At 42.5% G+C, this 24,870-nt stretch carries 20 protein-coding genes; 13 read left to right on the plus strand and 7 right to left on the minus strand.

Features of this window, described 5'->3' with window-relative positions; all coding sequences use genetic code 11:
• Both VQ643_RS14195 and VQ643_RS14200 read left to right on the plus strand, forming a co-directional pair.
• A partial coding sequence (locus VQ643_RS14195) for a hypothetical protein (protein WP_414200602.1) occupies positions 1-499 on the plus strand: 499 nt, incomplete at its 5' end.
• Between the two features lie 256 nt (positions 500-755).
• Positions 756-2,741 carry a peptidase U32 family protein gene (locus tag VQ643_RS14200; protein ID WP_414200604.1) on the plus strand — a complete coding sequence of 662 codons (1,986 nt, stop codon included), beginning with the start codon at positions 756-758 and terminating at the stop codon, positions 2,739-2,741.
• Positions 2,742-2,822: 81 nt separating this feature from the next.
• Here VQ643_RS14200 and rnt read toward each other — a convergent pair whose 3' ends face one another.
• Both rnt and pyrC read right to left on the minus strand, forming a co-directional pair.
• Complete coding sequence (rnt, locus tag VQ643_RS14205) at positions 2,823-3,500, minus strand: ribonuclease T (RefSeq protein ID WP_414200606.1); 678 nt, start codon at positions 3,498-3,500, stop codon at positions 2,823-2,825.
• Positions 3,497-4,543, minus strand: a complete 1,047-nt coding sequence (gene pyrC, locus VQ643_RS14210; RefSeq protein ID WP_414200608.1) for a dihydroorotase — start codon at positions 4,541-4,543, stop codon at positions 3,497-3,499. Before pyrC ends, rnt begins: the two co-directional genes overlap by 4 nt.
• Before the next feature lie 414 nt (positions 4,544-4,957).
• Here pyrC and VQ643_RS14215 point away from each other — a divergent pair, with 414 nt between their 5' ends.
• From VQ643_RS14215 to VQ643_RS14225, 3 genes are all read left to right on the plus strand, one after another.
• Entirely contained in the window at positions 4,958-6,172 is a 1,215-nt protein-coding gene (locus VQ643_RS14215; RefSeq protein ID WP_414200610.1) for an argininosuccinate synthase, read from the plus strand.
• Positions 6,173-6,755: 583 nt separating this feature from the next.
• On the plus strand, positions 6,756-7,148 hold the full coding sequence (gene gloA / locus VQ643_RS14220; RefSeq protein ID WP_414200612.1) for a lactoylglutathione lyase: 393 nt from the start codon (positions 6,756-6,758) through the stop codon (positions 7,146-7,148).
• 146 nt (positions 7,149-7,294) lie between these two features.
• Positions 7,295-8,908, plus strand: a complete 1,614-nt coding sequence (locus VQ643_RS14225) for an FMN-binding glutamate synthase family protein (RefSeq protein WP_414200614.1) — start codon at positions 7,295-7,297, stop codon at positions 8,906-8,908.
• Between the two features lie 61 nt (positions 8,909-8,969).
• On the opposite strand, the gene VQ643_RS14230 is transcribed toward VQ643_RS14225, so the two are convergent.
• Positions 8,970-9,167 carry a PA3496 family putative envelope integrity protein gene (locus VQ643_RS14230; protein WP_414200616.1) on the minus strand — a complete coding sequence of 66 codons (198 nt, stop codon included), beginning with the start codon at positions 9,165-9,167 and terminating at the stop codon, positions 8,970-8,972.
• Positions 9,168-9,280: 113 nt separating this feature from the next.
• A complete protein-coding gene (gene nth / locus VQ643_RS14235; protein WP_414200618.1) occupies positions 9,281-9,916 on the minus strand; it encodes an endonuclease III in 636 nt (211 codons plus the stop codon).
• A 359-nt stretch (positions 9,917-10,275) separates the two neighbouring features.
• Between nth and VQ643_RS14240 the strand changes: the two genes are divergently transcribed.
• From VQ643_RS14240 to VQ643_RS14265, 6 genes are all read left to right on the plus strand, one after another.
• Positions 10,276-11,562 carry an alanine/glycine:cation symporter family protein gene (locus VQ643_RS14240; protein ID WP_414200668.1) on the plus strand — a complete coding sequence of 429 codons (1,287 nt, stop codon included), beginning with the start codon at positions 10,276-10,278 and terminating at the stop codon, positions 11,560-11,562.
• Positions 11,563-11,617: 55 nt separating this feature from the next.
• On the plus strand, positions 11,618-12,118 hold the full coding sequence (gene tpx, locus VQ643_RS14245) for a thiol peroxidase (protein ID WP_414200620.1): 501 nt from the start codon (positions 11,618-11,620) through the stop codon (positions 12,116-12,118).
• A 174-nt stretch (positions 12,119-12,292) separates the two neighbouring features.
• Entirely contained in the window at positions 12,293-13,546 is a 1,254-nt protein-coding gene (locus tag VQ643_RS14250) for an efflux RND transporter periplasmic adaptor subunit (protein WP_414200622.1), read from the plus strand.
• Positions 13,547-13,550: 4 nt separating this feature from the next.
• A complete protein-coding gene (locus tag VQ643_RS14255; protein ID WP_414200624.1) occupies positions 13,551-16,625 on the plus strand; it encodes a multidrug efflux RND transporter permease subunit in 3,075 nt (1,024 codons plus the stop codon).
• Positions 16,622-19,702, plus strand: coding sequence for an efflux RND transporter permease subunit (locus VQ643_RS14260; RefSeq protein ID WP_414200626.1), 3,081 nt, complete (start codon positions 16,622-16,624; stop codon positions 19,700-19,702). The genes VQ643_RS14255 and VQ643_RS14260 overlap by 4 nt, the downstream gene beginning before the upstream one ends.
• The gene (locus VQ643_RS14265) at positions 19,699-21,069 is read left to right on the plus strand and encodes an efflux transporter outer membrane subunit (RefSeq protein ID WP_414200637.1); all 1,371 of its coding nucleotides are present in this window, start codon (positions 19,699-19,701) and stop codon (positions 21,067-21,069) included. The genes VQ643_RS14260 and VQ643_RS14265 overlap by 4 nt, the downstream gene beginning before the upstream one ends.
• A gap of 172 nt (positions 21,070-21,241) precedes the next feature.
• Here VQ643_RS14265 and VQ643_RS14270 read toward each other — a convergent pair whose 3' ends face one another.
• The gene (locus VQ643_RS14270; protein WP_414200639.1) at positions 21,242-21,493 is read right to left on the minus strand and encodes a hypothetical protein; all 252 of its coding nucleotides are present in this window, start codon (positions 21,491-21,493) and stop codon (positions 21,242-21,244) included.
• A gap of 451 nt (positions 21,494-21,944) precedes the next feature.
• Here VQ643_RS14270 and VQ643_RS14275 point away from each other — a divergent pair, with 451 nt between their 5' ends.
• Positions 21,945-22,622 carry an ankyrin repeat domain-containing protein gene (locus tag VQ643_RS14275; RefSeq protein WP_414200642.1) on the plus strand — a complete coding sequence of 226 codons (678 nt, stop codon included), beginning with the start codon at positions 21,945-21,947 and terminating at the stop codon, positions 22,620-22,622.
• 7 nt (positions 22,623-22,629) lie between these two features.
• Here the strand turns inward: VQ643_RS14275 and VQ643_RS14280 are convergent, their stop codons facing one another.
• Positions 22,630-23,364: a hypothetical protein gene (locus VQ643_RS14280; RefSeq protein ID WP_414200644.1), complete on the minus strand. Its 735-nt coding sequence runs from the start codon at positions 23,362-23,364 to the stop codon at positions 22,630-22,632.
• A 3-nt stretch (positions 23,365-23,367) separates the two neighbouring features.
• On the minus strand, positions 23,368-24,186 hold the full coding sequence (locus tag VQ643_RS14285) for a helix-turn-helix domain-containing protein (protein WP_414200647.1): 819 nt from the start codon (positions 24,184-24,186) through the stop codon (positions 23,368-23,370).
• 125 nt (positions 24,187-24,311) lie between these two features.
• On the opposite strand from VQ643_RS14285, the gene VQ643_RS14290 reads away from it, so the two are divergent.
• Positions 24,312-24,851 (plus strand): GNAT family N-acetyltransferase, encoded by a 540-nt coding sequence (locus tag VQ643_RS14290; RefSeq protein ID WP_414200650.1) that lies wholly within the window; start codon positions 24,312-24,314, stop codon positions 24,849-24,851.
• Positions 24,852-24,870 lie beyond the last annotated feature (19 nt).

The raw sequence follows: 24,870 nt of genomic DNA on the forward strand, positions 1-24,870 counted from the left end.
ATTTATATTATCTTTAATGATTGGAATGAACTATGTTATCCAGTATAAAAGATATGGAATGGCAATTTACTTTCCTGGTGTGAAAATTCATGCAGAAAAATTTAATGCTAAAAATATTGCAGTGTCTTATGTGGATTTAAATAAAAATAAAGCGGGTAAGAATTATTACTTGCCTGTTTTTGATATTAATGGAGAACATTTGAAGGCAGAAGATTTTGGCTTGCAGGATATAATCTTTGATAAAGAAAAACAACCAAAATTTGTTTATAATATAGTCTATTATAGACTTAGTGGAGGTTACATTATTATTGATGAGATGGATTATCAGACTGAAAGGTTTAAAAATTATAAGTTTTCAAATTATTATAAAGATGGAGGTCACGGATCGGTTTTAGACGAAATTAATAAGAGCGCTACTGAAGCTAGGTTGTTTTTTTACCTTTTTGTTTTAATGATAGTAGGTACTTTTCTCTATAAAGACATTAAGAATGAATTGTAATTTTAATAGGTTAAGCGACATAGCCATTGTGAATGGTTTGGCTAGTTGAAACTTTTTTTGCTAGATTAAAAAGGTGGTTTTTTAGGAAGGTCTATGCGGTGCAGAATATTGTGTGAATCAGTGTCCTTAAGAAGGGATGGCAATCTGAAAAACACCTACTAAGAGAAAGAAAATTGATTAGCCGCGTCAGATTGCGCACAATAGCCTATCTTATTTTTAGCTAATGCCTTTGGCATTAATGCCTTGCCTGATTATTATGTCATTATTAAAAAATCAATTAGAACTGCTCAGTCCTGCTCGTGATGTGGCTATTGCCAAAGAGGCTATTTTGCACGGGGCAGATGCCGTGTATATCGGTGGTCCTAGCTTTGGAGCACGCTATAACGCTGATAATAGTGTTAGCGATATTGCTAGCTTGGTCGAGTTTGCGCATCTTTTTCGTGCCCGCGTATTTGTTACCTTAAATACAATTTTGCATGATGACGAACTAGAGCCCGCTCGTCAGCTTATTTGGCAGTTATATGATGCTGGGGTTGATGCGCTTATTGTGCAAGATCTAGGCATTATGGAAATGGACTTACCGCCGATTGATCTACATGCCAGCACACAGACGGATATTCGCACTCTCGATAAAGCAGTGTTCTTATCTAAAGCTGGTTTCTCCCAGTTAGTGCTGGCGCGCGAGTTGAATCTGCAGCAAATCCGTGAAGTGTATGACAACATTCAAGACACTAATATTGAGTTTTTTATTCATGGCGCCTTGTGTGTTGCTTTTTCTGGGCAATGTAATATTTCTCATGCACAAACGGGACGAAGTGCTAATCGTGGTGATTGCTCGCAAGCGTGCCGGTTACCCTATACATTAAAGGATGATGAGGGGCGCGTAGTTGCTTACGAAAAGCATTTGTTATCAATGAAAGATAATAATCAAAGCAATAATCTAGAAGCCTTGATTGATGCTGGGGTACGCTGCTTTAAAATTGAAGGGCGCTACAAAGATATGAGTTATGTGAAAAATATAACTGCACATTATCGCCAGTTACTAGATGCTTTGATCGAACAACGCCCAGAATTCAGCCGTGCTTCTAGTGGCCGAACCGAGCATTTTTTTGTACCTGATGATGAGAAAACCTTTCATCGTGGTAGCACCGATTATTTTGTCAATGAGCGTAAAATTGATATAGGCGCCTTTGATTCGCCTAAGTTTGTCGGCTTACCTGTAGGTGAGGTGCTTAATGTTGGCAAAGATAATCTTATGGTGCAAACCACAGAAAGCTTAGCCAATGGCGATGGTTTGAATGTACTTATCAAGCGTGAAGTGGTAGGTTTTCGGGCTAATACAGTAAAGCAACTTAGCGAATTTGAGCTGGAAGGCAAAACCCATTACCAGTATTTGGTTACACCCAATGAGCTGCCTGCGGATCTACGCAAAGCACGCCCTCAGCAAATACTCAATCGCAATTTAGATCATAACTGGCAACAGGCTTTGTTGAAAAAATCAGCGGAGCGTCGTGTAGATGTAAGCTGGAAGGCTGTGGTGCAAGATTCAGGCGTGCACTTGCAGCTGACCAGTGAGGAAGGCATTAGCGTTACTGTACAGCTTAATGAAACCTTGAGCGCTGCAAAAAATCGTGCGCAAGCCAGCGAGCAGATAGAGGATACACTAAGTAAACTAGGCAACACTATTTATCACGCAGCAGCTATTGAATTAGAAATGCCGAACGCACTATTTGTGCCTAATTCACAGCTAAAAAACTTACGACGTGAGGCGATTGAACAACTGACAGCACAGCGCTTGGCAACCTATCCACGTGCTAGTCGTAAAGCAGAGTCTGTACCTCCGCCTGTATATCCAGAAGCACATTTGAGTTTCCTGGCTAATGTGTATAACCATAAAGCGCGTGAATTCTATCATCGTCACGGTGTTCAGTTGATCGATGCTGCTTATGAAGCGCATGAAGAAGCAGGCGATGTGCCCGTAATGATCACTAAACACTGCCTGCGCTTTTCATTTAACCTGTGCCCTAAACAAGCTAAAGGCGTGCAAGGTGTGCGCACCAAAGTTAAACCAATGCAGCTGATACATGGCGATGAAGTATTAACCTTAACCTTTGATTGCAAGCCTTGTGAAATGCATATTATTGGTAAGATGAAACCCCATATTCTCAACGCGCCACCACCGGGCAAAAATAGGGTTGGGCATATTTCGCCAGAAGATTTATTAAAAACAATTAAACGATAATAAAAGCGCCCTATAAAGGGCGTTTTTCATAGTAGAAATAATAAAGGCGCTCATAAGCGCCTTTGGAAGAATAGCTAGCTGTTAATCTTGCCAGCCGCCCATTTCTTTCCAGCTGTTTACTATAGTACAGAATAAATCAGCTGTTTTTTCTGTATCGTAACGCGCACTGTGGGCTTCACGTACATCAAAGCCTAAGCCTGCAGCTTCGCAAGATTTAGCTAAAACCGTTTGCCCGTAAGCCAAGCCAGCTAAAGTAGCTGTATCAAAGCTAGAGAATGGATGGAACGGGTTGCGTTTAATATTACAACGCTCCGCGGCTTGATTTAGGAAACCTAAGTCAAAGTGACTGTTGTGGCCAACCAAAATCGCGCGTTTACAGCCAGCACTTTTGAGAGATTTACGCACACTTTTAAAAATTTCCGTGAGTGCATGCTCTTCACTAACGGCCATGCGTAAAGGGTGATTAAGTTTAATACCTGTAAAATCCAGTGCTGCTTGTTCAATATTAGCGCCTTCAAAAGGCTCTACGCGGAAAAATAAGCTGTGCTCAGGGTAGAGCAAACCTTGTTCATCCATATTGATAATAGTGGCAGCAATTTCTAAAAGTGCATCTGTTTGGCAGTTAAAGCCACCTGTTTCGACGTCAATAACAACAGGTAAATAACCGCGAAAACGCTGCGCTAAAGGCGATTTTGCGCAGGCGCTTTTGCTTTGCGGCTCTTGTTCTTCGTATTCGTCGTAGTTGATATCGTTGCTCATGCACCTTGCTCCAATACTTGCCAATGTAAGGTTTCACCTGCTTTGATAGGTACTACGACACTATCACCGAAAGGCAATTCACTCGGTGCAGTCCAATCTTGTTTAATAAGTGTAATTGTTTGGGTGTTACGTGGAAGTGCGTAAAAGTCTGGGCCAAAACAGCTGGCAAAGCCTTCTAGTTTATCCAGTGCATTACGCATTTCAAAAGCTTCTGCATACAGTTCAATTGCAGCAAAAGCACTGTAGCAGCCAGCACAGCCACAAGCGCTTTCTTTGGCGTTTTTAGCATGTGGAGCAGAGTCTGTACCTAAAAAGAATTTAGGGCTACCGCTGGTGGCTGCATCAAGCAGCGCTTCTTGGTGGGTATTGCGTTTTAAAATCGGCAAGCAGAAAAAGTGCGGACGAATACCACCAACCAGCATGTGGTTGCGGTTATACATTAAATGATGTGGTGTAATAGTTGCAGCTACATTACTGGGTGCTTGGGCGACAAACTGAGCTGCTTCTTGTGTGGTGATATGTTCAAACACAATTTTAAGCTGAGGAAAACGTGCAACCAATGGTGCTAACTTCTCGTCAATAAAGCATTTTTCACGATCAAAAATGTCAATTTTGGCATGGGTTACTTCGCCATGCAGTAATAACGGCATGCCGAGTTCGGCCATGGCTTCTAAGGCTGGATAAGTGCGTTCTAAATCAGTTACGCCAAAAGCAGAGTTAGTTGTTGCACCAGCAGGATAAAGCTTTACGGCATGGACAAAGCCTGTAGCCTGAGCATTACGAATATCTTCAGCGCTGGTGTTATCGGTTAAGTACAGTGTCATTAATGGCGTAAAGTGGCTCTGGGCAGGGCGTGCCGCTAAAATGCGTTGGCGATAGGAAGTGGCTTCATCTGCATTACGAACGGGCGGTACAAGATTAGGCATGATAACTGCACGAGAAAATTGGCGAGCAGCATCAGCTACAGTCTGTGCCAACATAGCGCCATCGCGCAGGTGAATATGCCAGTCATCTGGGCGTAATAAGGTGAGGCGGGTAGTCATGGATACTTCCAAACAATTCAACGTGGGCTAATGCTACCGAAAAACTCTAGAGCTCGCATCTGCTATTGCGTGTAACTCGCGAAACGCGCAGTGATTAACCACTAAATAGGTAGCCTTTGCAGAACTTAGAGTAGGGGATTGGCAGTAAGATGCAAGTGTTAGATTTCACAAAATAGTTAATCATAAACTATAAAACAGGGTGTTATCTGGATTGCTTTGCGGTTTGACCTACTGTTAGTTGTAGTCAAACATAGTGTTTAATTCCAGTCGTTTGCTAGCGTTCTTGCTGCTAATTTTTTACTTATCTGAGCAAGAAAAACTAAATATTTTAGGCGAATGCCATTCACTACTATAAAAGCGAGGCGTCACGCAGTAGAATTGTTTTTTTAACAAAATCTTCTGGAGTTTGATGGCATGGCAGACGTCAAAAAGGTGGTTCTAGCCTATTCAGGTGGTCTAGACACTTCAGTTATCCTTAAATGGCTGCAAGACACCTACAATTGCGAAATCGTCACCTTTACTGCTGACTTGGGGCAGGGCGAAGAAGTTGAGCCAGCGCGCGCTAAGGCACAAGCGATGGGCGTAAAAGAAATCTATATTGATGATTTGCGCGAAGAGTTTGTACGTGACTTCGTCTTTCCAATGTTCCGTGCCAATACCATCTATGAAGGTGAGTACTTATTAGGTACTTCTATTGCACGTCCACTAATTGCTAAGCGTTTAATCGAAATTGCTAATGAAACTGGCGCTGATGCTATTTCACATGGTGCAACTGGTAAAGGTAACGACCAAGTACGTTTTGAATTAGGTGCTTATGCACTTAAACCTGGCGTGAAAGTTATCGCTCCTTGGCGTGAATGGGATCTGTTATCACGTGAGAAGTTACTAGCTTACGCTGAAAAACATGGTATCCCGATTGAGCGTCATGGCAAAAAATCTCCTTACTCAATGGATGCCAACCTTTTACATATCTCTTATGAAGGTGGTGTGTTAGAAAACACATGGACTGAACATGAAGAAGATATGTGGCGTTGGAGCGTTTCTCCTGAAAATGCGCCTAATCAGCCAACCTATATTGAGCTAACCTATCGTCAGGGCGATATTGTCGCTATTGATGGCGTTGAAATGTCACCAGCTACTGTGTTGGCACAGCTAAATAAAATTGGTGGGGCTAACGGTATCGGTCGTGTAGATATTGTAGAAAACCGCTATGTAGGCATGAAGGCTCGTGGTTGCTATGAAACACCGGGCGGCACCATTATGTTGAAAGCTCATCGTGCCATTGAATCTATCACGCTAGATCGCGAAGTGGCGCATTTAAAAGATGAGCTAATGCCACGTTATGCTTCATTGATTTATAACGGTTACTGGTGGAGCCCTGAGCGTAAAATGCTACAGTTGATGATTGACGAATCACAACAAAGCGTTAATGGTGTTGTACGTTTGAAACTCTACAAAGGCAACGTTATTGTTGTTGGCCGTAAGTCAGATGATTCTTTGTTTGATGCCACTATTGCCACCTTTGAAGACGATGCTGGCGCTTACGATCAACAAGACGCTGCAGGCTTTATTAAGCTAAATGCGTTACGTATGCGTATTGCTGCGAGCAAAGGGCGTAAGCTTATTTAAGCACAGGCCAATAGAACGGCACTTTTAGAAGTGCCGTTTTTTATGCTGAAGTAAGTGTGAGGCAAAAAACTGCTATCCTTTGGTTAACTGTCCGCGTTTTACCTATTACATAAAAACACTTTTGTAGCCGCTATGGATATAAAGCGGTATGACACGTGAAAGTATTTAATCCAGCCGCTAAAAACACCAGCTTCGATCAGTTTCCATGCTTTAGATAATTATTATGTAGGACATTATTGTCTCATATTGAACAGCACTGGGATCTGCCACTGGCAAGACAGAGGTGCTGAAGCTTAATCGTCGTTACTACATCTGTTTGCTCATTAAGTGGATGTTATTTGAGAAAGCAAGCCAAATTTTTGAGGATCAAATTAGGCATCTTGCTTGGTTAGATTCTGATACCTAAAAAATGAATCTTAAAAAGAGAAATCTAAGGTAAAGCAAGCTAAAAACAGAAAATCTAAAACTATTTAGTCGCTTTATGATCATTTCTTCACGTTATGAAATCTATTGTAATGAAGCAGTGTTTTCTCTTGAATGATACCTGCTACAATATGCCGCAGTGTTTGATGAGGATAATAGAATGCGTTTACTACACACCATGCTGCGCGTGGGTGATCTTGAGAAATCCATTCATTTTTATACTGATGTATTAGGCATGCAACTTTTGCGCCGTAAAGACTACCCTGAAGGTCGTTTTACCTTAGCTTTTGTTGGTTTTGATACAGAAGATAAAACAGCAGTAATTGAGTTAACCCATAACTGGGATACAACAGAGTATGAGTTAGGCACAGCCTATGGCCATATCGCGATTGAAGTGCCTGATGTGTATGCTGCTTGCGAAACTATTCGTAAAAATGGTGGAAAAATCACCCGTGAAGCAGGACCGATGATGCATGGCAACAGTATTCTTGCATTTGTTGAAGATCCAGATGGTTACAAAATTGAACTATTATCACCTTCGCGTCAGGATTAGAATTTAAGCTTGATGTGAATAAGCCCTAAATTATGAATTTAGGGCTTTTTTTATAAAGTGAATACGAACTAACCCTAGTTACAACAATAACAAGTTAGGCGTTTTACCCTGCGCCAGCTTTGCTTTATTTTTGGAGATATCAACAAATGGCGCTTATCCGCTACTTGCCTTTTGCAGGCATTGTGTTGCTCTTTATCATCAGTTTGGGCTTTTGGCATACCAACAATTGGTGGGTTGTCAGCGCTGTTATTGCTGGTGCATTAAGCATCGTCGGAATAGTTGATTTATTACAAACACGCAAGGCCTTGCGTGCCAATTATCCTGTGATTGTGCATTTTCGTTATTTGTTTGAGGCTATTCGTCCTCAATTGCGTCAGTACTTGTTTGAGTCTGATGAAGATAAGGTGCCGTTTTCTCGCAACCAGCGTGAGTTAGTATATCAACGTGCGCAAAAACTACCTGAAACACGTGCCTTTGGTACTCAGCGCAATGTGTATGCCGAGCAATATGAGTGGATCAACCATTCAGTAGCACCCACTACCCTAAATGACGAACATTTCCGTGTAGTGATTGGCGGAGAACAATGTAAACACCCGTACTCGGCAAGCATCCTGAATATTTCAGCAATGAGCTTTGGTTCATTATCGCCTAACGCAATACGCGCATTAAACCGTGGTGCTAAGTTAGGTAATTTCTATCACGATACAGGTGAAGGCTCTATTTCGCGTTATCATCAAGAATACGATGGTGATCTGGTGTGGGAGTTAGGCTCAGGTTATTTTGGTGCACGCAATGCAGATGGCTCTTTTAGTCCTGAGCGCTTTGCCCAGCGCGCTAAACTTGAACAGGTAAAAATGATAGAAATTAAGCTATCTCAAGGGGCTAAGCCAGGCCATGGCGGTATGTTGCCTGGCTCAAAAGTGAGCGCTGAAATTGCGGAAGCACGTGGCATTGAAATTGGTCAAGATTGTATTTCGCCACCTAAACATTCTGCTTTTTCTACACCTATTGAATTACTGAATTTCGTACAGCAACTACGTGAGCTATCTGGCGGTAAACCTGTAGGTTTTAAACTCGCCATTGGGCATCCGTGGGAATGGTTTGCTATCGCTAAAGCTATGCTTAAAACAGGTATTCTGCCTGATTTTATTGTGGTTGATGGAGCCGAAGGCGGGACAGGTGCCGCACCAGTGGAGTTTGCTGACCATATTGGTACACCAATGCGCGAAGCTTTACGTTTAGTGCACAATACCTTGGTTGGCATTAATGTACGGCAACAGGTAAAAATAGGCGCGGCTGGAAAAATTATTAGCGCTTATGATATGGCGCGCACTATTGCTTTAGGTGCTGATTGGTGTAACTCGGCACGTGGCTTTATGTTTGCATTAAGTTGCGTGCAATCATTAGCTTGCCACACTGACCATTGCCCAACAGGTATTGCTACACAGGAAAAGAGCCGCTGGAAAAATTTAGATTCACAAAATAAAGCCGTGCGTGTCTTTAACTACCACCATCAAACCGTTAAAGCACTAAAAGAAGTGATTGAAGCTGCTGGCTTAAAGCATCCACGTGATTTAGGACCAGAACATATTATTCACCGAACCTCATCAGTATCGGCACGTTCTATGGAGGTGATACATCACCAACTAACGCCTGGTTCGCTATTGGATGAGGATAATCTACCAGATCACATTTTATTCCAGAAGTTTTGGACGCATGCATGCCCTGATACTTTTGAGTACTGCTTGGGTGATGCCTAGAAATATAAAAACGCCTGATTAATATCAGGCGTTTTTATGAGGGAGTACTATCACTTTGTTTTCAATCATCGCTGTCTAGATCAAAGTCATAGTCATCTAGTTTTTTGCGTAAACGGCGTTCTTCTAGAAGGCTGTCGATAATTAAACGCTTAGTTAGGTTAGTTTTAGAAGATTCACTTGGAGCGGCATCGTCGTCGACAACATTATCGCTATCTTCTTCAAATTGATCATCTAGTTCTAGCTCTTCACTGCTACTCATAGAATGGACTCCCATGGCTATACCACTTATGGCGCACCTTATAGCTATAATCTGATAGCTCTGGGAAATTAAATTTTTCTATTGATATCATAGAAAAATCATTAAATAGTTAATTAATCAATATTTTTTTCTTTATATTCACATAAGTCTTCAATCATGCAACTGCCGCAGCGTGGCTTCCTCGCTTGGCAAGTATAGCGCCCATGCAAGATAAGCCAGTGATGGGCATCCAATAGAAACTCTTTGGGTACGAACTTCAATAATTTTTGCTCAACTTCAAGTACGTTTTTACCAGGCGCTAAACCTGTGCGGTTGCTCACACGGAAAATATGTGTATCTACAGCCATCGCCACTTGGCGAAACGCGGTATTTAGTACTACGTTAGCTGTTTTACGACCTACACCAGGTAAGGCTTCGAGTTCTTCGCGCGTGTTAGGCACTTCGCCATTATGTTTTTCTAATAATAAGCGGCAGGTTTCAATAACATTTTTGCCTTTGGTTTTATACAAACCAATAGTTTTAATGTATTTGTATAACTCATCGAGTCCCATGTCATAAATAGCTTTTGGAGTGTTGGCAACGGGATAGAGCAGATCAGTTGCTTTGTTGACTCCCACATCTGTAGCTTGCGCGGACAAAATCACAGAAATCAGCAGTTCAAAAGTGCTGCTGTATTTTAGCTCTGTTGTTGGGTTTGGATTTTCTTCACGCAAACGGCGAAATATCTCATAGCGTTTGGCAGCATTCATAATAGTTAACAGGTTACTTAACGGTAATCTATGGTAACGAATCTGGTTGATTTTGTCTGAAACCTATTGGTCATTTACAGTGTTTTAACAAAAGCTATCAAGTGAGTTGAGCTATCTAAAAATATTAAACTATTTAGTTTTAATGCGTTTCCCTGATCTTGTTCTATTTTTCTTGATTTTTTCTGGTGCTAAGGCAAATAAATAGTTTTTTTGTATAAAAAATAACTTGACCGCTACGATTTGTGTTGCAAACTGTGTGATCTTTATAAGGTTCTAGGTTAATAATTGTGATTGCTACAGTTTTTCAAGTGATAGAAGACACGGTGATAAAAGTCCATGAGCTCGTTTGGGGTGTCCCTATGCTCATTGCGATTTTAGGTACAGGCGCTTTCCTCATGCTGGCGCTTAAGGCTATGCCACTGCGTAATATTTTTCGTGGTTTTCGCGAAATGTGGCAAGGGCGAACTAAAGCAGATGATAGTTTAGGCCATATCTCACCTTTTGCTGCCTTAATGACTACGCTGGCAGCTACTGTTGGTACAGGCAATATTGCAGGTGTAGCAACCGCTATTATGATTGGTGGTCCAGGTGCGCTGTTTTGGATGTGGTGTACCGCATTAGTGGGTATGGCGACTAAATATGCTGAAGTCGTGTTGGCGGTGCATTTTCGTGAAAAAAATGATAAAGAACACTTTGTTGGCGGGCCCATGTATGTCATTAAAAATGGCTTAGGGCACCGTTGGGCTTGGTTGGCTTTTGCCTTTGCATTATTTGGCGGCTTGGCTAGCTTTGGTATCGGTAATATGGTGCAAGTTAATAGTATGGCTGGTGCTTTAGATCGTACTTTTGATGTGCCAACGTGGGTAACAGGCTGTGTGGTAATGGTGGTAGTCGGCCTGGTGGTATTAGGGGGCATTAAACGCATAGGTAACGTAGCACAGGTTTTAGTGCCTTTTATGTGTGTAGCTTATGTGCTTGCGGCCTTGGCAGTATTAGCGGTCAATTACCAAGCTATTCCTGATGCCTTTGCACTTATTTTTGAGTCAGCTTTTACCGGGCATGCAGCCGCAGGCGGCTTTGCTGGTGCTACTATTATTGCAGCATTAAGAGCAGGTGTGGCGCGTGGTATTTTTTCTAATGAAGCTGGGTTGGGTAGTGCAGGTATTGCACAGGCTGCTGGTGCTAGTGAAAACCCAGTGCAGTCGGGCTTAATTGGTATGATGGGCACCTTTATTGACACCATTATTGTGTGCACTATGACGGGGCTTGCAATTATTTGTAGTGGGGTGTGGATTAACTCAGGGTTAGATGGTGCGCCCTTATCAACTGCTGCTTTTGAATCTGCTTTTGCCGGCGGTGGTTATATTTTAGCCACAGCCCTGATTATTTTTGCGTTTACTACAATATTGGGATGGAGTTACTACGCCGAGCGTTGTTGGGAGTATTTACTTGGTAGTAAAATTATCATCCCATTCCGTTTAGTCTGGGTGGTAGTGTTGCCTGTTGGGGCGTTGGCTGAGTTAGACTTTGTTTGGTTACTGGCTGACACCTTAAATGGTTTAATGGCATTGCCAAACTTGTTATCGCTATTATTATTAAGCCCGTTAGTGATTCGACTAACGCGTGATTATTTTAATAAACAGTAAATGTAAGTCTGTTAGCTTACTGGCTAGCTACATTAATTAATAAAGGAAATGTGTGATGTCACAGGTTACATTCAAAGGTGCTCCTATCCGTATTGATGGACACTTCCCAGAAAAAGGCGAGACAGCTCCTGCATTTGCTTTAGTTGGCGCTACATTAGAAGAAATTTCTTTAGCCAGCATGGACGGTCAGCGCAAGGTTCTAAATATTTTCCCAAGCATTGACACCCCAGTTTGCGCAACTAGCGTTCGTCGCTTTAATGAACAAGCTTCTAACTTACGAAATACACGTGTGCTGTGTATTTCTGCGGACTTGCCGTTTGCGCAATCACGTTTTTGTGGTGCTGAAGGTTTAGATCGTGTGCGCACACTTTCTACTATGCGCGATCCAGATTTCTTCCAATCCTATGGTGTAGATATCGCTGAAGGTCCTTTAGCAGGATTAGGTGCACGAGCTGTTATCGTGTTAGATGAAGATAACACAGTGCTCTATAGCGAATTAGTCGCTGAAATTGCGTCTGAACCTGACTATGAAGCGGCGCTGGCTGTATTAGCCTAAGTGTAAAATAACAGCGGCAGGTATTAATCTGCCGCTGATTTAGTGGTCTATTTCCCTGCAAAATAATAAAAACGCTATAAAACAGTTAACTGAACGTAAAAAACACGTAAAGAAGCTTCCAACCTAGACCAAGCCTGTTATCTTCATTCATAGTGAAAATGGATGCTTGTCTACATGTCTGACTTATCAATGAAAAAATCATCTTCTGCAAAAAAAATTATTTCTTTAGTCCTCTTCGCTTTGCTACTTATTGGGTTGCTTTGGTATTTTTGGCCGCAATCTAAAACCACAGAGCAAGATGGTCGACCTTGGCGGCGAGGCGCAACCAGTTTAACGGCTGTACCTGTAACCGCAGTTGATGTTGTTAAAGCACCTTTTGCCGTTGAGTTAAAAGCATTAGGTACGGTTACGGCGTGGAACCATGTCAGTGTAGTCAGTCAAGTAGGTGGTGAGTTAGTTGGGATTAAGTTTGTAGAAGGGCAGTACGTTAAAGCAGGTGATGTTTTAGCGCAGATTGATCCTCGCACTTATCAAGCTGAAGTAACGCAAGCACGAGGTGCATTAGCCGAGCAGCAGGCCCAGCTAACCCATGCTGAAAAAGAATTAGTACGTTATAAAAACCTGATCAAACAAGATTCTGTTGCGCAACAAACCTTGGATGCACAGCAAGCTACAGTTAACCAGCAACGTGCGACTATTAAGGTGCGCCAAGCGCAGCTAGATAAAGCAGAGCTTGATCTTAAACATAGCACTATTCATGCACCTATAGCGGGTCGTTTAGGTTTGCGCAAAGTTGACCAAGGCAATATCGTGGCCGCCAATAGTACAGAAATCGTCACTATTACTCAGGATCAACCTATAGCAGTTAGTTTCACCATACCTGAGCGCGATTTATTGAGCGTAATTAAACCTTTTAAACAAGGTGAGAAGTTGCGCGTACAAGCCTGGAATCGTGATGAAACTGAACTGTTAGCTGTGGGTGAGTTAGATAGCATAGATAACCAAGTGGATGTTGCCACCGGCAGTATTCGTTTAAAAGCGCGTTTCACCAATGAAGAAGGCTTGTTGTTTCCTAATCAGTTTGTCAATGTGCGCCTGCACACCATAACCTATCCAGACGCCTTATTAGTTCCAGCAGATAGCGTGCAATATGGCGCAAAAGGCAGTTTTGTCTGGAAGATTGGCAGTGATGACATAGTTCAAGTACAGCCTGTCGAAGTTGCCCGTACTGATGGCGTAACCACAATGTTGATCAGTGGTGTAGTGGCAGGGGAAACAGTAGTACTAGAGGGCGTCGACCGCTTGCGCACAGGCAGTAAAATTGAACGTGTTCAGCCATTACCTAGCACTAAAGTAGACGCAGTTATTGAGGAGCCCTCATTAGGTATCTCTGTTTCAGGAAGCGAACCAGCAGCTGCTAAAGAGTAAGCGCATGAATATTTCACGTCCTTTTATTCTGCGTCCAGTAGCGACTACCTTGCTGATGGTCGCTATCTTAATGGCTGGTATTTTAGCCTATCGGTTGTTGCCAGTGGCTGCCTTGCCACAGGTGGATTATCCAACTATTCGGGTTATGACGCTGTATCCAGGCGCTAGCCCACAGGTGATGACCAGCGCTGTTACAGCACCGCTAGAGCGCCAATTTGGGCAAATGCCTGGCTTAGAACAAATGGCTTCCACAAGCTCAGGTGGCGCCTCTGTTATTAATTTACGCTTTAGCTTAGATGTAGATTTAGGCGTAGCAGAACAAGAAGTGCAAGCAGCAATTAACGCAGCCACTAACTTATTGCCTAGCGATTTACCTGCTCCACCTGTGTATAACAAGGTTAATCCAGCGGATAGCCCAGTACTTACTTTAGCTATTACCTCAAAAACAGATCCATTGCCTGAGCTTAACGACTTAGTTGATACCCGCATGGCGCAAAAAATAGCGCAGATTACAGGTGTGGGATTGGTTAGCATTGGCGGTGGCCAACGCCCAGCAGTACGGATTCAAGCTAACCCTCAACTATTGGCTGCCGCCGGCTTAACTATGGCTGATGTGCGCTCTGTGATTACGCGCTCTAACGTCAACCAACCGAAGGGTAGTATTGATGGCCCTTCACGTATTACGCAATTGGATGCAAATGATCAGCTACGTTCAGTGGATGATTATAAAAATCTGATCTTAAAACATGAAGATGGCAACGTCTTGCGCTTAGGTGATGTGGCGAGCATTATAGCGGGTTCGGAAAACCAGCGTTTAGCAGCATGGGCAAATGAAAATCAAGCTGTGCTACTCAATATTCAGCGCCAACCAGGCGCTAACGTTATTGAGGTTGTCGAGCGAATTAACCAATTATTGCCACATATTATTGACAGTTTGCCAGCTAGTTTAGAAGTTATTGTGTTAACGGACCGAACGCAAACCATTCGTGCAGCGGTTAATGATGTGCAGTTTGAGCTCTTCTTAGCCATTGCCTTAGTGGTACTGGTTACCTTTATTTTCTTAAAGCGTTTTTCTGCAACAATTATTCCATCTATCGCCGTACCGCTGTCACTGGTAGGCACCTTTGGCATCATGTACTTAGCGGGGTTTTCGCTAAATAACCTCACTTTAATGGCGCTCACTATTGCGACTGGTTTTGTGGTCGATGATGCCATTGTGATGATGGAAAATATTGCTCGTCATATTGAAGAAGGCGAAACGCCAATGAATGCCGCGCTTAAAGGCGCTAAGCAAATAGGTTTTACTCTAGTTTCGTTAACTTTTTCCCTCATTGCGGTGTTAATTCCATTGCTGTTTATGGAGGATGTGGTAGGGCGGCTGTTCCGTGAGTTTGCTATTACCCTATCGGTAGCCATCTTAATTTCATTGGTGATTTCTCTGACGCTAACACCCATGATGAGTGCGCGTTTACTTAAAGCAGAAAATCATTCAGAGCAGAAAAAAGACTGGTTGCAATCGACCATTGAGCTTTATAGCCGTACCTTGGCGTGGGTATTAAAGCATCAAGTCTTAACGCTTTGGGTGGCAGTGGCGACTTTTGTATTTACAGTTGTGCTATGGATAGCTATTCCTAAAGGCTTCTTCCCTGACCAAGATACAGGTGTGATTCAAGGTATTTCTGAAGCTTCTCAAACGGTTTCTTTTACGGCAATGGCAAAACGTCAGCAACAACTGGTGGAGGTTATTTTGCAAGATCCTGCTGTAGATAGCGTTTCTTCACAAATTGGTATTGATGGTGACAATGCAACCTTAAATACAGGGCGCATGCTGATCAACTTAAAGCCTTTTGCACAGCGTGATGTAACGGCTCAGCAAGTGATAGAGCGCTTGAAACCAAGCTTAGCCAAAGTTGTGGGCATTGAGCTATTTATGCAGCCAGTTCAAGACTTAAGCATTGAAGATCGTGTCAGTCGTACGCGCTTTCAATTCAGTTTAGAGTCACCAGATAAGGCTTTTCTTGAAGAGTGGACGCCTGTTTTGGTTGAAGAACTGAGTAAAAGCCCACTATTGACCGATGTTACGAGTGACCTGCAAAACCGAGGCGCACAATTTTACTTAGACCTAGATCGAGATATGGCTGGGCGTTTAGGTGTCAGTGTATCGGCCATCAGTGATGCTTTATACGATGCATTTGGTCAGCGCCAAATATCCACCATCTTTACCCAAACTAGCCAATATCGGGTGGTATTAGAAAGCTTTAATAATCGTCAAGATGCCCGTGCAGCACTGAATAGTATTTATGTGCCTAGCAATTCAGGTCAGGCTGTGCGCTTATCGAACCTTGTTATTTTGCATGAAACAGCTGCGCCTTTAGTAATTAGCCACATAGGACAGTTTCCTGCGGTTACCGTGTCGTTTAACTTAGCACCTGGCGTTTCATTAGGTGAAGCAGTTGAGTTTATTGAGGCGACACAAACACAATTAGATATGCCCGCTTCAGTACAAAGTGAATTCCAAGGTGCGGCTAAAGCCTTTCGAGCGTCGTTGTCCAGCACGGTTTGGTTGATATTAGCGGCTGTTGTTACCATGTATTTGGTATTGGGCATTTTGTACGAAAGCTATATTCATCCTGTCACTATTCTTTCTACCTTGCCATCAGCAGCGATTGGCGCATTACTCGCCTTAATGGTGACGGGCAATGATCTCAATTTGATTGCGATTATCGGTATTATTTTGCTCATTGGCATTGTGAAGAAAAATGCCATTATGATGATCGATTTCGCTTTAGATGCTGAGCGCGAGCACGGAATGAACCCCGAACAGGCGATTTTTCAAGCAGCATTATTGCGTTTTAGACCTATTTTAATGACAACCATGGCCGCCTTATTTGCCGCCATTCCTCTGATGCTAGCCTCAGGATCAGGTGCAGAGCTACGTCAACCACTAGGTATTACTATGGTGGGCGGCTTGTTGCTGAGCCAGTTATTAACCTTGTTTACCACGCCAGTTATTTACCTGTTCTTTGATCGCTTAAGTTTGCGTTGGAAGCAATCGCGGCAAGCCGAGGTGCAGCCGTGAGTTTGTCGGCACCTTTTATTACACGGCCAGTGGCGACAGCCTTATTAACTGTGGCCATAGTGCTGTTAGGTATTTTAGGCTTTCGTTTAATGCCTGTATCACCTTTGCCAGACATGGATTTCCCCGTTATAAGTGTGCAAGCCAGTTTACCTGGAGCCAGCCCAGAAGTAATGGCAGCCACAGTGGCAACGCCTTTAGAACGTGCCTTAGGTAGTATTTCTGGGATTGACGAAATGTCTAGTCGTAGCCGACTTGGCAGCACACAGGTGGTCTTGCAATTTGAATTAGATAAAGACATCAATACGGCTGCCCGTGAAGTTCAAGCCGCTATCAATGCCGCCCGTGAATTGCTACCTAGTGGTATGCGTAGCATGCCAACCTATCGTAAATATAACCCATCACAATCGCCTATTATGGTCATTGCAATGACCAGTGAAGTGCTTAGCAAAGGGCAGTTGTATGATCTGGCGTCCACCATTGTGGCGCAGAAATTAATGCAAGTAACAGGTGTGGGAGATGTGCAAATTGGCGGAAGCTCTTTGCCTGCGGTGCGCGTTGAGCTGGAGCCACGACTGCTAGAACAATATGGTATTGCTTTGGATGAAGTACGCCAGTCAATATCAACAGCCAACGTACAAAAGCCCAAAGGCCATGTAGAGCAAGGCGATCGGCAATGGCAAATTCAAGCCAACGATCAATTACATAAAGCCCAAGACTATGCCAATCTTGTATTGCGACATGAAAACGGTGCTACGCTACGTTTAAGTGATGTCGCTAAAGTCTATGATGGCGAAGAGAATCGCTATAACAGTGGTTTTTTTAACCATCAAGATGCGGTGTTATTGGTGATAAATCGCCAAGCTAGCGCAAATATTATTCAAACCATTGAAAGTATCAATCAAGAATTGCCCATGTTACGTGCTGTGCTGCCAGCTACGGTCGAATTAACTGTGGCAGAAGATAGATCCAGCATTATTCGTGGCACCTTACATGAAGCCGAACAAACCTTGGTGATTGCAACCATACTGGTTATGTTTGTGGTTTGGTTATTTTTAGGACATTGGCGTTCTTCAATTATTCCCGCATTAGCTGTACCTGTTTCTCTTATTGGCAGCTTTTCTGCCATGTATCTGATGGGGTTTTCCCTGAATAATTTTTCATTAATGGCACTGATTATTGCCACAGGTTTAGTGGTGGATGATGCCATTGTTGTATTGGAAAATATTTCGCGCCATATACACATGGGAAAAAAACCTTTCCAAGCAGCATTGGATGGCTCCAAAGAGGTTGGCTTTACTTTGTTGTCGATGAATACCTCGCTGGTGGTGGTATTTATTTCTATCTTATTTGTAGGCGGCTTTGTTGAGCGGCTGTTTAGAGAGTTCTCTCTCACCTTAACCATAGCCATCATTATTTCGCTCTTAGTTTCTCTTACCTTAACACCAATGTTGTGCGCCTATTGGTTAAAAGCGGAAAAACAAAGTAAAAAGCTAGAAACGCCAGCTTGGCTAACTGCGCTAGGTGCATGGGTTGTGCGCATGTATAGCAAGGGCTTGGATTGGTCGCTCTCGCACAGAGTGATCACTATTTTTGGCTTGTTATTAACCATTGCGCTCAATATCTGGCTATTTGTTAGCGTGCCGAAAACCTTTATGCCACAGCAAGATACAGGCCAACTAATGGGGTTTATCCGCAGTGATGATGGCCTCTCTTATCTTAGCATGGAGCCGAAAATGGAGCTGTATCGGCAAACCTTAATGAAGGATAAAGACATTGAGAGCGTTGCGGGATTTATTGGAAATAGTAATGCTTTCCTAATTGTTCGCTTAGTGCCCATGGATCAGCGTGAAAGTTCGCAAAAAGTGGCAGAACGGTTACGCAATGTGATTCCTTCTGTAGCTGGTTCGCGCCTATTTTTATGGCCTGATCAAGATATTAATACGGGGGGGCAAGGCGGTAACGGCTCGCAGTATTCCTATGTATTACTTGCCAGTGAAATTGACCAGTTAAATGAATGGCTACCTAAAGTGCGCGATGCTTTAAAAGCCTTGCCTGAGCTAACAGATATTGATGCTAAAGAAGGGCGCGGTGCGCCACAAGTCACCCTTAATGTAGATCGTCCTGCTGCCGAGCGTTTAGGTGTAGATATGCAAATGGTCACAGCATTGTTAAATAACGCCTTTAGCCAGCGGCAAATATCAACCATTTATGAAACCTTAAACCAGTACAGCGTAGTGATGGAGATTGCACCACAGTATGTGGGTTCAGCGCAGGCGCTTGAGCAATTGCAGGTCATTACTAAAGGTGGAAAAAAAGTACCCTTATCTGCATTTTCTAAATGGGAAAATACCTTGCAGCCTGATCGCATAACCCATGAAGGACAATTTGCTGTTGAAACGATCAACTTTGCACTTTCTGAAGGAGTGAGTTTAAGTGAGGCTACTACAGCTATTGAAAAAGCAGTCGCTACTATTGCGTTACCAAAAGATATTCAAGGGCGCTTAGGTGGTGACGCACAAACCTTCCAAAAAAATCAAAACGAACAAGTCTTTATGCTGCTGTTTGCATTAGGCATTGTTTATTTATTATTAGGCATCTTGTATGAAAGTTATGTGCATCCTTTGACCATTCTTTCCACCTTACCATCAGCCGGTGTGGGTGCATTGTTAGCGATTAAACTAACAGGCGGTGAGTTTAGTTTGATTTCACTACTGGGGTTATTCTTGCTCATTGGTGTAGTGAAAAAGAATGCTATTTTGATGATCGATCTGGCATTGCAATTTCAACGTGAACAGCAAATGCCCGCAGTGCAAGCTATTCGTGAAGCCTGTATGCAACGTTTTCGGCCTATCATGATGACCACAATGGCCGCTATTTTAGGCGCATTACCTTTACTTATTAGTGGCGCAGCTGGTGCTGAAATGCGTCAACCGTTAGGCCTAGCTATTATCGGTGGCTTAGTGCTTAGCCAGTTATTAACGCTCTTTAGCACGCCAGTGGTGTATTTGTTTTTTGACCGTTTAAGCCAGCGCTTTAATAAATCCAAAGTGCCAGCAACTGTGGAAACTAGCTTATGAATATTAAATCCTTAACGTTGGCTTTAGCGGTCAGTGTATTCATCACAGGTTGTGCAGTAGGACCAGACTATCAGCGCCCTGAGCAAACAGCGTTAATTGAGTTTCGCCATGTCGATGGGTGGAAAAATGCGGCGCCTCAGTTAGCGGCAGGTGATGCTAATGCGTGGTTAGTTTTTGCTGATGGGTATTTAAATCAACTGGTACAGCAGTTAAACGATAACAATCAAAGCTTAGCGGCGGCAGAGGCAGCTTGGCGTGAGTCCCGTGCTTTAGTAGGGGGCAGTCGCTCAGCATTGTTTCCACAGTTAGATGCAAAGGTTTCTAGTAGTCGCCGTGGTGTCGAATCAGGAATTAGTAAAACCAATGATGCTAGTCTAGGTTTAAGTTGGCAGCTTGATGTGTGGGGTAAGGTACGTCGTCAAGTAGAAGCCAGTGAAGCCAATTTAGCTGCTAGCGAGGCAGATTGGGCAGCTATGCGCTTAAGTTTGCAAAGCGAACTGGTGCAAAACTATGTTCAGCTGAGGGTGCTTGATCAACACATCCGCCTTTATGATTTAACCCTAAAGGCCTACGAACGCAGCTTGCAGCTCACCGAAAATCGTTATAAAGCAGGCGTGGCTAATCGTTCAGACGTTACACAGGCATTAACCCAGCTAAAATCAACTCAGGCACAGCGTTTAGACTTAGATTGGCAGCGCAGCCGTTACGAACATGCAATCGCCTTACTCTTGGGTTTAACCCCAGCCCAATTTCGCATTGCCGCTAATCAGCAAATACCCCAAGTACAGCCTGTTCCTGTAGGCTTGGCTTCTCGTTTATTGGAACGTCGTCCCGATATTGCAGCAGCAGAGGCTAAAGTCATTGCTGCCAATGCGGAAATTGGTGTAGCAAAAGCGGCTTACTTTCCAGACTTCACCTTGAATGCAGCAGGTGGTTATCAAAATAACCAAATGGCTCACTGGTTGACGGCACCCAATCGTTTTTGGTCATTAGGGCCTTCATTTGCTTTAACCTTATTTGATGCAGGTGCTCGCAAAGCGAGGTTAGAGCAAAGTCGTGCAAGGTACGATCAAACAGTAGCGCAATACCGTCAAACCACCTTGGTTGCTATTCGTGAAGTCGAAGATGCCTTAGCACAATTACAAGTATTAGAGCGAGCCATGCAGGTTGAGCAGGAAGCGCTCACCGCCGCTCAAGAAAATTTACGTTTGTTTAATAACCAATATCAGCAAGGTATGGTTGATTATTTAAGCGTTGTTAATGCACAAACGGCTGCATTAAGTGCTGAGCGCAGTTTATTATCAAGCCAATCTACTTATTTAGCGGTGACTGCTCAGCTGATTGCAGCTTTAGGCGGTGATTGGTAAAGCAGCTCGATGAACGCAAATACTCTAGGTGGGTGACTGTTAGATCTGAACCAGTGCAGCCTGTGCTAGCTCAAACGTAATCTGCAAAAAGCCCGATTAATTAATCGGGCTTTAAGTTTATTTCTTAGCTGCTTTTTTTAGCTTTTTAAGTTTTTTCTCTTGCTTAGCAATTTTATTTTTGCAGGTTTTGATTTGTTTCTTCACTGACTTTGACATTATTTTCTCCAGATTCACTAAGGGAATTTAACTGTTTTCTTTGCTTTTTTATAAAGCTGCGAATAAAGCTTCTAAGTTCACGCGCCGCACTGGTGTCAAGCTGTTCACACAGCTGAATAAAATCATCACGCTCTTTAGCGCTAATACGAATTAAAAGCTGACTATCTTTCTTGTTAGCTTTTTTAAGGTTCTTTTTTTCTTCACTCATAGCAAGCTTCTTAAATATGGCTAGCAATCAAGATGTATAGTCATTGTATATACATTTTCAGCGAATGCTAGCCCGTAAACTGTGGTCTAGATCAATACTTTTAAGGCTATTATTTAAACCAAAAAATAAGCCCGAATAATCGGGCTTATGTTCTTAACGTTTTTTCTTAGTGAGCTTGCGTGCTTTTTTCTTAAGTTTTTTCAATTTTTTCTCTTGTTTCTTTACAGCATTTTTAGCGGCTTTGATTTTTCCACGAATAGATTTAGACATACAACCTCCTTATAATTTCACTTTCTGTTGTATCAGAAAAAACAACAACTGTGTGTTGAGTTATGCACTATTTTTCACAGATAGTGCAAAATTACGCTGCCTATTTAGGAAGCTCTCTTATTTTAAGTAGGTCTGATTTTCAGTTAATAGGGTGACGAGAGTGGAGTAAGAGCTAAATACAGTGGACGCAACAGGGAAAACTCCTTTGATGTTAGCCGCTTGGAAAGGCGATTTAGAAGAGTTTAATAGGTTATTAAGCAAAGGTGCCGACCCTCTATTATGCGATAAAGCTGGAAATAACCTACTGCATTATGCAGCGCGCCAAGCCAATTTAGCCGTTTTAATGGCTGCTCTAAAATCTAATCCAGACATTGATTTGCAAAACCGCAGTGATAAACAAACGCCTTTATTCACCCCCTCAGAAGTAGGTCGAGCGGCTAATGTAGAGGCTTTACTGGCGTATGGAGCCAATCCTAATCTATTAGATAAAGCAAAGTTTACAGCATTGCACTGGGCTGCTCAGAATGGGCATACAGATTGCATTCGCCTATTGTTAAAGTACAAGGCGCAGGTAAATACCTCATCTACTAAAAAGCTGACACCGTTAATGTCGGCTTGTATCGAGGGTAGTTTAGTTAATGTGCAGATGTTACTAGCAGTAGGCGCTCAGGTGAATGCTCAAGCTAAAGATGGTTACACGCCACTGATGTTTGCCGCCTACTATGGATGCTGTGATATTGTTGAGTATTTGTTAACCCAACAAGCAGATACCCAGATTCAAGATATAAAAGGTAATACAGCCTTAATGATTGCTACACAGAAAAATCAAGAGGCTGTTAGGTTGTTGCTAACAGCCTAAATAGGTTTTATTGAAAAAGAATATATCCGCGGTTCCACAAACTAGCTTTGTTGTTGAAATACTCAGGCTTTTTTATTTCTTCTGGGTCTAAAGCCCGTACTTTTAGATTTTTTAAATAAACAGAGCCATTCACAACAAAGCCTAAACGTCCTTTATTAGGCACCACGTTAAGCCTATCACTGTAGTGCGCTATTTCTTCTTGATTGAGCCAGATATAAATATCTGATCCGAGTTTTAAAATACGCCAGTCTACCCAGTTAGTACTGATCTCAATATGTGCTTGTGGGAGGCGGCCAATATTATCTTCAGTTTGAGCACTATAGTGTTCTTCGCCCATATACGCAGGCGCATATAAAGAACGGTCTTCAAACTGTAGAGTTTTGTTTAGAGCACCGTATAAAACACCTAAATAGCGGTACATCTGTCCAGCAGAATGCTCATCCACGGCTAAATTTAGCATTACCTCTACTAAGACTGAGTCGGCCTCTAATTGGCTACTAAAAGTGATTTCATAATTTTCAGGTAGCTGTATAGGGCTTTGTAATATTGCCCAGTTACCATTGTGTTTAGCGCCTCTCCAGCCTTGAGACGTACTGCTCCAGTCGGGATTGAGTATTTGCCAATCCTCAGGAATAGCCTGTTGTAGATTATTTTCGTAAATAATCCTAGCTGCTGTACTGTGTTGGACTAAGAGCAGATTGCTCAGCAGTACAAAATAAATAATAGCTATGGTGCTTTTCATTGATTATCGAGCAGCTGTTAATGTGGTGCCTGTATGTCGTTTAAAATAACGGCACATATAGGCTGGATCATCAAAGCTAAGCTGGTCAGCAATGCGTTTAATTGAGAGTTGTTTATTGGTCAGCAGGGCTTTTATCTCCAAGATAACCTGGCGATCAATTAAGGTTTTTGGTGCCTCGTTAAAGCAGTTTTTGGTAATTTGCGAAAGATAAAACGGTGTAATACTTAGTTGCTTGGCATAAAAAGCCACTTCTCTATGTTGCTTGCAATGCTCACCAACCATTTCCCAAAAGCGCCAAGCCAACATTTGTTGACGGCTATAGCTAGACTTAGCTACTTGGGTTTCTTCAGGTAAGCGGGCGGTTAGAGTAAGAAAGAAATTTTGCAGTTGGTTACGTAATAAAATACTGGCAGATTCAGCGGCATTTTCTAGCATAAAAAATGTTTGGCTTTGCCAATGTTTCATCGCGTTATGGTCTATTTTTTTAGGTTTGCAAACAGGCGTATGCTGTAAAAATGCAAACAAATGGTTAGGCAGTTGGTAGGCTACTTCAGCGGCTAAATTTTTTTCCAACTGAATATAAGAGCAAAAGAAAGCTTTAGAAACTGCCTTTGGAATAGCAATTGAATCATCATAAAGCACTATGATGTCGTTTTTCTTGACGATGTACTTTTTAAAATTAATTTCAAAAATAGCACGCCCTTGATTACAGATAAGTAAGGTCAAGTAAGGTAGTTTTAAAATTTGCCCAAGATCTTGGTCAAAACCCCAATAACCGATGGCGAAGGCAGCCGATTTATCTAATAAAGTTGTTTTGTGCATAAAATATTCATTAGTTGTTAAAAGTACTGTTTATACCGAGGTTGTGCGCTTATCTATTGAAGCTTTGTTTCTTAAAATACCAGTTGTCAGCAATTTTAGCTGCTTATTAAGTATAGGAGAACAGAGTGTCATTACAAACTGAGCGTTTAATCTTGCGTCCATGGCAACTTAGTGATGCTGAAGATTTATATGAATATGCAAAAAGTCCAGAAGTTGGTCCTATTGCTGGCTGGAAACCCCACGAAAGTGTTGCTGAAAGTGCTGAAATTATCCGTACTGTCTTTAGCCAGCCTCAAGTTTATGCTGTTGTGTTGAAAGAAACAAATCAAGCGATTGGTTGTATTGGCTTACTAGATGCACAGGCCAGTAATTTTGTTATTGGTGGTAATGATGCTGAGGTGGCTTATTGGATTGGCGTACCCTATTGGGGAAAAGGCTTAATTCCAGAAGCCTTAACTCAATTGATTAACTACGCCTTTAGTGATTTGGAGTTAGATAATCTTTGGTGCGGTTATTATGCAGATAATCAAAAATCGCATAGAGCGCAAGAAAAGTGTGGTTTCCAATTTCAACGAACTGAAGAAAATAAGTTTAATCCATTTTTGAATGACTATAGAACTGAGCATATTACACGCTTAACTAAGCAGGAATGGTTGGCACGGTAGCTATAAAGTAAAAAGGGGG

The organism is Pseudomonas sp. F1_0610 (assembly GCF_047470865.1).
Classification (GTDB): Bacteria; Pseudomonadota; Gammaproteobacteria; order Pseudomonadales; family Pseudomonadaceae; genus JAZDRH01.

What these genes read in the sequence shown, in the direction of transcription:
- VQ643_RS14230 (WP_414200616.1), bottom strand. Translation starts at nt 9,167, where the DNA reads ATGAGTAGCAGTGAAGAGCTAGAACTAGATGATCAATTTGAAGAAGAT.
- VQ643_RS14200 (WP_414200604.1), top strand. Translation starts at nt 756, where the DNA reads ATGTCATTATTAAAAAATCAATTAGAACTGCTCAGTCCTGCTCGTGAT.
- rnt (WP_414200606.1), bottom strand. Translation starts at nt 3,500, where the DNA reads ATGAGCAACGATATCAACTACGACGAATACGAAGAACAAGAGCCGCAA.
- VQ643_RS14255 (WP_414200624.1), top strand. Translation starts at nt 13,551, where the DNA reads ATGAATATTTCACGTCCTTTTATTCTGCGTCCAGTAGCGACTACCTTG.
- VQ643_RS14285 (WP_414200647.1), bottom strand. Translation starts at nt 24,186, where the DNA reads ATGCACAAAACAACTTTATTAGATAAATCGGCTGCCTTCGCCATCGGT.
- nth (WP_414200618.1), bottom strand. Translation starts at nt 9,916, where the DNA reads ATGAATGCTGCCAAACGCTATGAGATATTTCGCCGTTTGCGTGAAGAA.
- VQ643_RS14250 (WP_414200622.1), top strand. Translation starts at nt 12,293, where the DNA reads ATGTCTGACTTATCAATGAAAAAATCATCTTCTGCAAAAAAAATTATT.
- VQ643_RS14280 (WP_414200644.1), bottom strand. Translation starts at nt 23,364, where the DNA reads ATGAAAAGCACCATAGCTATTATTTATTTTGTACTGCTGAGCAATCTG.
- VQ643_RS14240 (WP_414200668.1), top strand. Translation starts at nt 10,276, where the DNA reads ATGCTCATTGCGATTTTAGGTACAGGCGCTTTCCTCATGCTGGCGCTT.
- pyrC (WP_414200608.1), bottom strand. Translation starts at nt 4,543, where the DNA reads ATGACTACCCGCCTCACCTTATTACGCCCAGATGACTGGCATATTCAC.
- gloA (WP_414200612.1), top strand. Translation starts at nt 6,756, where the DNA reads ATGCGTTTACTACACACCATGCTGCGCGTGGGTGATCTTGAGAAATCC.
- VQ643_RS14215 (WP_414200610.1), top strand. Translation starts at nt 4,958, where the DNA reads ATGGCAGACGTCAAAAAGGTGGTTCTAGCCTATTCAGGTGGTCTAGAC.
- VQ643_RS14265 (WP_414200637.1), top strand. Translation starts at nt 19,699, where the DNA reads ATGAATATTAAATCCTTAACGTTGGCTTTAGCGGTCAGTGTATTCATC.
- VQ643_RS14225 (WP_414200614.1), top strand. Translation starts at nt 7,295, where the DNA reads ATGGCGCTTATCCGCTACTTGCCTTTTGCAGGCATTGTGTTGCTCTTT.
- VQ643_RS14270 (WP_414200639.1), bottom strand. Translation starts at nt 21,493, where the DNA reads ATGAGTGAAGAAAAAAAGAACCTTAAAAAAGCTAACAAGAAAGATAGT.
- tpx (WP_414200620.1), top strand. Translation starts at nt 11,618, where the DNA reads ATGTCACAGGTTACATTCAAAGGTGCTCCTATCCGTATTGATGGACAC.